Raw genomic sequence first — 8,068 nt, forward strand, 5'->3', positions numbered from 1 at the left:
TTTCCCCATGGGCACGCCTGCCTTTTGGAGCAGGTCCGACACGGCCACGCCGGAGTACACGTGGCTGGCGCCGTCCCGGTCCTTTTGGGTGGTTTCGATACGCCGGAAGGAGGACCAGTCGGCGTGGTGGATCACTTGCGCGGGTGTGTTGTCACGGGTAACCGTGATGTCATCGGAGGTCGTTTGAGCGGGCGTGGCGGCCGTTTGCGCGCGCGCGGAGCCGAGGGGCGCGAGGGTCGCCAGTGTCAAGCCGAGGATCGCCAGCGCGGCGGCGACCGCCGGCGCGGCCGTAATGGATATTTTCATGGTGCAGCGTATTGCGGGTTGTGTATGAAGGTAGCATCGGTGAGCATGTCCAGGAAGGCGATGATGTCCCTGCGGTCCTGTGCGCTGAGCGGTGGCTGGTCCCTGAGCTGTGCGCTGAGCCCGGCGCCTTTTACGAGGTGATCGCCATAATGGTCCAGCACCTCTTCCAGCGTCCTGAAGCGCCCGTCGTGCATATACGGCGCCGTCAGGGCAACGTTCCGCAACGTCGGGACCTTAAACCGGCCCCGGTCGGCCGCCAGACCGGTGACCGCGGCCCGCCCGGGATCGGCCGGCAGGCTGTCCAGCCCGTTGTTGTCGAAGCGGTTCGCGAAGGTTTTTGGCGTTTCGTGGCAATGCGCGCAGCCCTTGCTGCCAAAAAGGGCGAGGCCCCTTTGCTCCTGCGCGGTGGGTACGTAAGCGCCCTGGAGGTACCGGTCGTATGGCGCGTCGCAGGAGATCAGCGTGCGTTCGAACTGCGCCAGCGCTTTGACGATATTGTCGCCGGTGATGCCGCTTTCGCCAAACGCGGCGTGGAAAAGCGGGGCGTAGGCGGCGGAGGCCTGCAGTTTTGCGGCGGCGACGGCCAGCGTCTGGCCCATCTCGTGCTCGTTGGTCATCGGAAAACGGGCCTGCTCTTCCAGCGAGCGCACCCGGCCGTCCCAAAAGAAACTCTTTTCCCAGAGAAGGTTACTCAGCGACATGGCGTTCCGGCCGGTCGCCTTCCCGTCGACGCCGGGGCTCACCGCCTGCCCATCGGTAAACGCGAGACTTTGCCGGTGACACGTCGCGCAACTAATTTGGTTGTTCTTCGACAGCAGCGGCTCGTAAAACAGCTTGCGCCCCAGCGCTATACCCGCGCCGGTCTGGGGGTTATCCCCCGGGATGGCGTAATTCGTCCCGAACCACCAGGGAAATACCGGCGCCAGGATGATGACGACTATAAGGAGGGCTCTCACGGCCGTGAAGATAACGCTCGCGGAAGTAGCGGCTTCTTATCAGGAGGCCTTTTTCTTTTTTGCCGTTTTCGAGGCCGCGCCGCCCCCAAGGCTCGCCTTCAGCTGCTCCATCAAATCGGTGGTTTGTTTATGGACCACGCGCAGTTTCGGTTCGGGGAGCTTTTTGCCCTTGGCCTTGTTTTCGATCACCTTCATCAGCGCGGCCGAATAGGTGTCCTTATACGCCGCGATGTCGAAGGTCCCCGTCATTTGTTTGATCAGCGCCAGCGCCATCCTGGTCTCGGCCGCCGTGACGCCGGTCTTGGCCGACGGGAGCTTCAGCCCCTCGGGTTCGCGGACTTCTTCCTGGAAGCGGATCTGCTGGGCGATTAACATGTTCTTGTAGGGCTTCAGCACCACCAGGTGTTCCTTATTGCGCATCACGAAGCTGCCGATGCCCGCCATTTCCGCGTCTTCGAGCGCGCTGCGGAGGAGGGCGTAGGGTTTGCTCCCGCTTTTGTCCGGCTCCAGGAAGTAGGGCGTCTCGTAATAGATGCTGTCGATCTCGGACTCCTTACAGAACTGGAAGAGCTCGATCCGCTGGGTCTTTTCGGGGCTCGCCGCAGCAAAGTCCTTGTCGTCCAGGACGACGTATTTTCCGTTGTAGTTATAGCCCTTGACGATGTTCTCCCACGGGACTTCCCTTTCCGTGTTTTCGTTGACGCGTTTGAAATGGATCCGCGCGTGATCCTTTTTATCGAGCATGTCCAGGTCGAGCTCGCTGCCCTGGACCGCGCTGTATAGCTTGATGGGGATAGTCACGAGCCCGAAGCCGATGGCTCCCGTCCAGATGGATCGCATAATCGGGTTTTTGTATTTGTCCGCAATCTACGGGCCGGAAACGGGAATAGGTATGTCCTTTGCGGTATTTATTGCAAAACGCCAGCTCATGAACACCAAAAAGAAAAAGCCCGCGATGACAAAAAAGCCGATGACAAAAAAGGAAGACGTCGCCAGCAGTAACGACCCGAAGATCGACCAGGACTTCCCGGGGTTCCCACACGGGACAGCCCGGGAAGAAATCATCAAGCACCAAAAGTCGAACTGATCCGCTTGACGACGGCGTCGAGGTCAATGCCCTTCCCCAGCACCGGTTTGAAAATATCCCCGCGCTCCTTCAACAGGTCGGGTACGTTGCCGATGGTATAGTCCGTCATCTTCAGGCCTTTCTTTACTTCTTCCCAATGGAGGGGCATCGATATGGTGGCCCCGGGTTTGGGACGGAGGGAATACACCGTCGCCAGCGTCGCCTGCGGGCGGTTCTGGAGGAAATCCAGGTATATCTTATTCTTACGCGCGGACACGGTTCGCTCTATCGTGGTGGTGTCGGGCAGCTGCTGCCCGACCAGTTTTACGATCACGCGGGCGAACTCCTTGGACTGCTCGTAGGTATACTTTCCCCCCAGCGGGATATAGATGTGGATACCGGTCGAGCCCGTGGTTTTGGGGTATGAAGGGACCTTGATGGCGTCGAGAACCTGGCGCGTGACCAGCGCGGTCTGGATAACATTGTCAAAGTCGTTCTTTTTGGTCGGGTCGAGGTCGATCACGCACCAGTCGGGGTTATCCGGCCGGTCCACCGTACTGCTCCACGGGTTCATTTCGATACAGCCCTGGTTGGCCATCCAGAGCAGGCTCGCCTCTCCATTACAGACCAGGAAGTTTCGCTGGTGGCTGTCGCCCTCCGCGTGGTAGGGGAAAAGCTCGGCCCAGTCCGGCGCCTTCCCCGTGACGTCCTTCTGGTAAAAGGCTTCGCCGTTGATCCCGTCCGGAAAGCGGTTGAGCGACTGCGGCCGGCGGGTCATGTAGGGAAGGATGTAGGGCGCGATCTTATAGTAATAATTCAGGACGTCCCCCTTGGTGTACCCTTCCTTCGGCCAGTAGACCTTTTTCATATGGGTCAGCGACAGCTCATGACCGTCGACGGTCTTGGTTTGGGTGTCCTCGGTGGGGTTGATGAGCGTGGCGCGGGCGGTTTTGGACATAGACGATTTTTTTGGGGTGATGGCCTCGTCCGTTGGCTTTGCGCGTTCGAGGTGGACGTCTCCCGCGGCCTTGTCTTCGCGCATCCCCTGGAAGGAGGGATGACGCATCACCCCGTCCTCGGTGAGCTCGCGGAAAGTCACCTCGCAGACGAGCTTCGGCTTTAACCAAACAGCGTCGGCGTGGGGCGGATCGGGGCGGAAGCGGGACGGGCTGTTGACGTTGGGCGTTTGGGCAAAGGGAACGGTTTTGGTCTCCAGGGGTTTGAACTGTTTCATCATCTCCCGTTGGCCGCGGTCGTCGAAACCGGTACCGATTTTCCCGGTATAGACGAGCTTGCCCCGATCATAGACGCCCACCAGCAGGGCGCTGAACAGCTTTGGGCTGCCGGCATTCCGCGTGTACCCGCCAATGACGACCTCCTGTCGTTTCAGTGTCTTGACCTTCAGCCATTGGTTGGAACGGGCGCCGGGATGGTAAAGGGAATCGGCCTCCTTGGCGATCATGCCCTCCAGGCCATTAGCCTCCGCTGCGCGGAAAAACTGCGTGCCTTTTGTCGCGAATCCCTCGCTATAGTGGACGTTGCCGGTTTCGGGGAGGATGGATTTTAACAGCTCCTTGCGTTCGGTCAGGGGCACGTTCAGCAGCGAATAGCCCTCCAGCCACAACAGGTCAAAGACATAGTAATGCAACGGCCCGTCCGCTTCGCTCCGCCAGTTCTGCAACTTGTTGAAGTCCGACTGGCCGCGGTCGTTGGTGACGACGATCTCACCGTCGATGACGGCCCTGACCGGCCACTTTTCCAGCGCGTCCTTGATGGGGTAGTACTTTTCTTCGAAGGCTTTGTTGTTCCTGGACCGCAAGACCGTCCGGGCGCCCTGTACATAGGCAATGGAACGATAGCCGTCCCATTTTACCTCGTATATCCACCCCGGGTCGTCAAAGGGCTTGTCCACGAGCGTGGCGAGCATCGGGTCGATGTCCTTCGGCATGGCGGCGCGGCGCTTGCCCGCGAGTGCCGCGAGGCGTTCTTTGACCGCGTCGGCGTCGGGGGGCGCCGGCGCGGCGGTTTTTGCCGCCCGGTCGGACTTTTTGCGCGGCGCCGCCCTCTTGGTGGGCGCGGTCGCCTTTGCGGCGGCCTTCGTGGCCGTTTTGCGCGGCGAGCCCCATTGGGCGGCCTTGGGGTCCTTGGCCATGCCGGCGAGCGTTTTTCCGGAAAGGACCGACTTGTTCTTGCGGGTGACGTCGGCGTCGCTGGCGTATTTGTCGCGGTGCTTGATCAGGAGCCAGGCGTTGTCGCCGCGGCCGTGGATGTGGACCAGGGCGAATTCGCCCTTGAGCTTGTGGCCGTGGAGGCGGATTTTGAGCGAGCCCTTTTTGAGGTCGGCGAGCAGGCGTTTTTCCTGGGCAGCGGCGGACGCCTCGGGCTTCGCGGATTTAGGGCGCGCCGCGGGTGTGGGCGCCGCCGGCTCTTCGAGCGGCTCGTAGGTCCCCTCGTCCCAGACGATGACCGTCCCGGCGCCGTAGTTGCCCCCGGGGATGACGCCCTCGAAATCCTTATAATCGTAGGGATGGTCTTCGACCTGCATAGCCAGGCGTTTGTCGTCAGGGTTCAGGGACGGCCCTTTGGGGATGGCCCAGCTTTTTAACACGCCGTCCATTTCCAGTCGGAAGTCGTAGTGCAGGTGCGAGGCGGCGTGCTGCTGGACCACAAAATGGAGCGCTCCCCCGCCAGCGGCGCCGCCCTGGGGTTCCGGGGTTTTGTCAAAACGACGTTTCTGTTTATAGCGGACAAGACTCATGAGACCATTTTTGAATAATCGTTTGATCGAACCCCCTCAAGAACGGTGCCGTGCCGGTACGCTGCAGGTGTATAAAATCTGGCACAATAGTTTTTCTACACTACCCCTATGACTCCCCTCACAAACCGGAACATTGCCGATATCCTGAGCGACCTGATCCAGATCAACGCGGACCGCATCAGCTGGTATGAAAAATGGATACCCTCGCTGCCGCCGGAAGACAAAGACCTCGGCGCCGCGTTTGAGAGTAACCTCCGAAAAAGCCGTGATCTGAACGTTTTTCTTTTTGAAGAGCTGGACGACCTTGGGATGACGCGGGCCGCGGACACCGGCCCCCTTTACCGGGCGTGGATCAAAGCGGGCGGCCAGTACAATAGCCACAACCGGCACGCCGTGCTGATGAACTGCGAATCGGCGGAATGGGCCGTGGAAGAGATTTACCACCACCTGCTGGACGACCCCCTGATGCCGGGTTACCTCAAGGAGCTGCTCGGGGAACAGGTAATGGAAAGGGAAAAAATGAGACGGCGGATTACGGCATTAAAAACAACTGCCCTATAAATTACACCCCTCATTTAAAATGGGGAAATAAATCCACAACTAGTTGATTATGAAAAAATTATTTCTAAATGTTCCAGCCATTTCTTAACATTGATCCGCAGTTTAACCCAGACAACATGACGCAACCGTTGCATTGTTTGCTCATCGACGACGACCTCGACGATTGTGAAATCTGGTCGTTGATCGTCCAGGGGATCAACCCCGCCATCAAGACGGATACCATCACGGAACCTTCTGAAGCCCTGAACCGGTTGGACCACGACGGCGGTTGGGCTCCGGATGTCATTTTCCTCGACCTGAACATGCCGAAGATGGACGGCATCGACTGCCTGAAGCGCATCCGCGAAATGGACCGGCACAAACAGACCCCCGTTATTATCTATTCCACCTCCACGAACCCGAAGGACATCGAGAATTGCGAACGACTGGGCGCGTCCGATTACCTGATCAAACCCGCCAGCCTGGCGGCCCTTCGCCGTGAGCTGGGCGGAATGCTCCAAAAACATCAAACCGTTGCATCCTGAGTTGATCATCGAGCAGATGGATGTATGCCAGATCCTGGAAGGCTTACCCGACGCCGTTTTTCTACTTGACCGCAAAGGGAGCATCCGGCACACCAACGAAGCCGCCTCCAGGCTGTTGGGCAGACGGCCGGTGCCCGGCGAGCACCTTCCCCCGGAACAAACCGATTTCGTCCTGACGCGGCCGGACGGCAGCCAGCGCCTCGTACGACCGCATTCAAGACCGCTGCTGGCGCCCGACGGTTCCGTGTCCGGCGCGATCGTCACCCTGACGGACGTGACCGAACAAACCGACCGGGAAGCCAAAAGCGCCTGGCTGAGCGCGATCGTCGTTTCTTCCGAAGACGCCATCATCGGCAAAACGCTGGACGGGGTCGTGACCAGCTGGAACCAATCCGCCAGGCGTATTTTTGGCTATACGGCCGACGAGATCGTCGGTCAGTCGATCCTCCTGCTCATCCCCGAAGACCGGTGGGACGAGGAACCGCTGATCCTGGACCGGATCCGGCGTGGTGAGCGGGTGGAGCACTTCGAAACCAAACGCCGCACCAAAGAGGGTCAGCTGCTGGATATTTCACTGACGATATCCCCCATACACGACAGCCAGGGGAATGTTATCGGCGTGTCCAAGATCGCGCGCAACATCACCGAGCAAAAACGCATCGAGCGCACCTTCGCCGAGGAACGGGAGCGCAGCCGGATGGCCATCGCCGCCACGCGCATGGGCACCTGGGAATACGTGCTGACGGATAAAAGTTTCCATTGCTCCGACGAGACGCTCCACATCTGGGGCGCGCCCCTGACCCAGGCCACCAACGTGGCCTTCCTGCTGGATGGCGTCCACCCCGAGGACCGGGACCGTCTGATCGCGGAAGCCACGGCGGCCGTCCGGGATAAGAGCCAGCGGTTTTTTGACGCCGTTTTCCGCGTCATACGAGCGGTCGACCGCGAGATATGCTGGGTGCGCGTCCAGGGACGGGTCTTTTTAGCCCAGGGGCAAAAACCGGACGCTTTTATCGGTACTGTCCTTGACGTCACGGACGTCCACCGGGCCCATCAGTTGCTGGAAAAAACGGTGGCCGAACGCACCCGCGAGCTAACGGAGCTCAACCACCGCCTCCAGGAATCGAACCAGGAGCTCGAACAGTTCGCCTACATCGCCAGTCACGACCTGCAGGAACCCTTACGGAAAATACAGGTGTTCTCCGAGATGGTCGAGGAGCGGCTCGCGGGCGAGACCCCGGAGGTAAAGGGCTACTTCGCGCGCGTCCGCGACGCCGCGGGCCGGATGTCGCGTCTCATCCGCGACGTGCTGGAATATTCCCGTGTTTCGGCCGGCGCCTCGCAGCTCGACAGTATCGACCTGAACGACCTGCTCCAGGAAGTCCTCGTCGCCCTGGAATGGCGCATCGCCGAAAAGGGCGCCCGCGTGGTGGCCGGCGACATCCCGCCCGTCCGCGGTATCCCCAGCCAGCTCCGCCAGCTGTTTCAAAACCTCATCAGCAACGCGCTCAAATTCTCCCGCGACGAGCCGGTGATTCGCATCACCGCCGAACGCGAACCGGGATTTGTCCGGTTGGCTTTTGCCGACAACGGGATCGGCTTCGAGCAGGAATATGCGGGCAAGATTTTTAAAATCTTCCAACGACTCAACCACCAGGAAGACTACCTGGGCTCCGGGATAGGGCTCGCCATCTGCAAGAAGATCGTAGACAACCACGGGGGCACGATTACCGCCAGCGGTACCCCTGGGGAGGGGGCGATCTTCACGGTGACGCTGCCCGCCGCGGAATAGATCCTGCCTTGTGCCCCGGCCTTTTGGGTTGCCGGCCAGGCGGAGCGGGGTGGGATGCCTCTTTTACCCCGTTTTGGCGAAACTTTTCGCCAAAACGGGGTAAAA

7 protein-coding genes and 1 pseudogene are annotated in these 8,068 nt (G+C 60.1%); 4 read left to right on the forward strand and 4 right to left on the reverse strand.

The window, feature by feature from the left end:
• From VL547_RS03275 to VL547_RS03285, 3 genes and pseudogenes are all read right to left on the reverse strand, one after another.
• Positions 1-306, reverse strand: a pseudogene (locus VL547_RS03275) (hypothetical protein); the annotation flags it as partial.
• The gene (locus VL547_RS03280) at positions 303-1,262 is read right to left on the reverse strand and encodes a cytochrome-c peroxidase (protein ID WP_325575146.1); all 960 of its coding nucleotides are present in this window, start codon (positions 1,260-1,262) and stop codon (positions 303-305) included. The gene VL547_RS03280 and the pseudogene VL547_RS03275, both read right to left, overlap by 4 nt.
• Positions 1,263-1,301: 39 nt before the next feature.
• Positions 1,302-2,102, reverse strand: a complete 801-nt coding sequence (locus VL547_RS03285) for a Ku protein (RefSeq protein ID WP_325575148.1) — start codon at positions 2,100-2,102, stop codon at positions 1,302-1,304.
• Between the two features lie 88 nt (positions 2,103-2,190).
• On the opposite strand from VL547_RS03285, the gene VL547_RS03290 reads away from it, so the two are divergent.
• On the forward strand, positions 2,191-2,349 hold the full coding sequence (locus VL547_RS03290; protein ID WP_325575150.1) for a hypothetical protein: 159 nt from the start codon (positions 2,191-2,193) through the stop codon (positions 2,347-2,349).
• Here VL547_RS03290 and ligD read toward each other — a convergent pair.
• Positions 2,327-5,086, reverse strand: a complete 2,760-nt coding sequence (gene ligD / locus VL547_RS03295) for a DNA ligase D (RefSeq protein ID WP_325575152.1) — start codon at positions 5,084-5,086, stop codon at positions 2,327-2,329. The two genes, VL547_RS03290 and ligD, sit on opposite strands and share 23 nt — an antisense overlap.
• Before the next feature lie 108 nt (positions 5,087-5,194).
• On the opposite strand from ligD, the gene VL547_RS03300 reads away from it, so the two are divergent.
• From VL547_RS03300 to VL547_RS03310, 3 genes are all read left to right on the forward strand, one after another.
• The gene (locus VL547_RS03300) at positions 5,195-5,647 is read left to right on the forward strand and encodes a hypothetical protein (RefSeq protein ID WP_325575154.1); all 453 of its coding nucleotides are present in this window, start codon (positions 5,195-5,197) and stop codon (positions 5,645-5,647) included.
• A 116-nt stretch (positions 5,648-5,763) separates the two neighbouring features.
• On the forward strand, positions 5,764-6,171 hold the full coding sequence (locus VL547_RS03305; protein ID WP_325575156.1) for a response regulator: 408 nt from the start codon (positions 5,764-5,766) through the stop codon (positions 6,169-6,171).
• Positions 6,161-7,963, forward strand: a complete 1,803-nt coding sequence (locus VL547_RS03310) for a PAS domain S-box protein (protein WP_325575158.1) — start codon at positions 6,161-6,163, stop codon at positions 7,961-7,963. Before VL547_RS03305 ends, VL547_RS03310 begins: the two co-directional genes overlap by 11 nt.
• Positions 7,964-8,068 lie beyond the last annotated feature (105 nt).

Origin of the sequence: Dinghuibacter sp., assembly GCF_035492835.1 — a bacterium.
In the GTDB taxonomy this organism is placed as follows: domain Bacteria; phylum Bacteroidota; class Bacteroidia; order Chitinophagales; family Chitinophagaceae; genus Dinghuibacter.